1 pseudogene is annotated in these 1,495 nt (G+C 43.9%); it reads right to left on the bottom strand.

The window, feature by feature from the left end:
• A pseudogene (locus tag H8704_RS14010) lies at positions 1–1,346 on the bottom strand (IS1380-like element ISClsp2 family transposase); the annotation flags it as partial.
• Positions 1,347–1,495 lie beyond the last annotated feature (149 nt).

Below are 1,495 nucleotides of genomic sequence, written 5' to 3'. Positions count from 1 at the left end.
CATAAAGACGCTTGAAAGTAAATCTCCAGCGATTACTCCTTCCAATGGACAGCACCAGACGGCCGGCATGTTCTGTCAGATGTCCCGCACTGCATAAGATTACTGATCACCGTACGTATTTTTCGGCGATGTATTTTCTTCCGGCCGGGAGCATCCTTCTTTTTCAGCGATTCCTGCCCTATGATTCGAAGGATATTATATGCGATCATTGTCAGCTCCAGCACCAGTTTGTTGCTCTCAAACTTTCCCGACGGGAGTCTTTCAACATCCATGTCCGTCTTGATTTCACTGTGATACTGCTCACTTTCTCCGTGGGCATGGTAAAGATCAATGACTGTTTCGTCTGGCAGGGAAGTGTTTGTCCAGTATGTGCCCAGTTCTATATCGGGTACGATAAAATACTGCCCATATCGGTCAATGGTTCTTTCCGTGATCTCATAAATTGTGCGTATTCCGACAGTTTTCTCCTCGTTATCAGAAAGGGAATATGTCACATTCCGGAAGGTCTGTCCGATATAAACAGTTTTCCCATCACGTGGATGCTGGATATTCTGGCAGCATTCCCTGACGGATTCCAGCCATTCTTCTTTACTTTCCTGTCTGGGATTCCGTTTTATGATGAAAGACACATTGTTGTATTTATAGCTTTCTTCCATAAAGATGCCTATGTTTTCAGATGCATCGTTGCCGGAATCCAGCCGGATGAGCAGTGGTTTTTCCGTCAGCTGTCTGCACAGTTCAATGGTCTCTCTCAGGAAATCAGGAGTTTCTTTCTGGCAGTGCTGTTTCCAAATCCGCAGTTCAAGATTGACGAGGTATCCTTCTGTGCCGATATATGCCATAATTGGTGCATATCCGTCAAAACCCTTGTAGGTACGGGATACGCCTTCCTTATTGGATTTCGAATTGTCAAAGGGGGTTACATCAATATCGACAGGAACAAAGCCGTTATCCAGGGCTGTCGGCTCTATGTGCATTTCACGCAGCATGTCGACATTTGCCTGCTGGATGTCTTTGCGCAGGGAATCCCCGATCATGTCAAAACGCTGACGGAGTGTTTCGGCGGAAGGAATCGCATAGGAGATGCCTAATGCGTATTTGTAGTAGTCAGGGTCATCCATCATTTCACGGACAGCCTCATACTGGGGTTTTCCCTGACAGAGCATACCAATATAGGTGAGGAGCACGTCTCCATTTTTTATCTGTTTCTGCAGATAATCTTTTGAAATTGGAGCACGGTTGATTTTTTTAACAAAACTGCTTTTTCCAAGTATTTGCCCTACGAATACCAGACCACTGGGAGTAATGAGCCGCTCATCGCTGAATTCAATGTGTATTTTCTTCATTGCACTGCCTCCGCCTATCTTTTGATACTTTCATTATACAGGATAATGCATGATGATACAGTAAAAAAACAAAATTTTGTTTAACCTAGTGGGTGAAATAAAATGTATTGCGAAAATCAGTTTCCAGCAGGTATTATTGCTGAAAAAAA

Origin of the sequence: Jutongia huaianensis, from assembly GCF_014384985.1 — a bacterium.
Lineage (GTDB): Bacteria > Bacillota > Clostridia > Lachnospirales > Lachnospiraceae > Jutongia > Jutongia huaianensis.
Note: the sequence above shows the minus strand (reverse complement) of the source record. Positions and strands in the feature narration are given on the sequence as shown.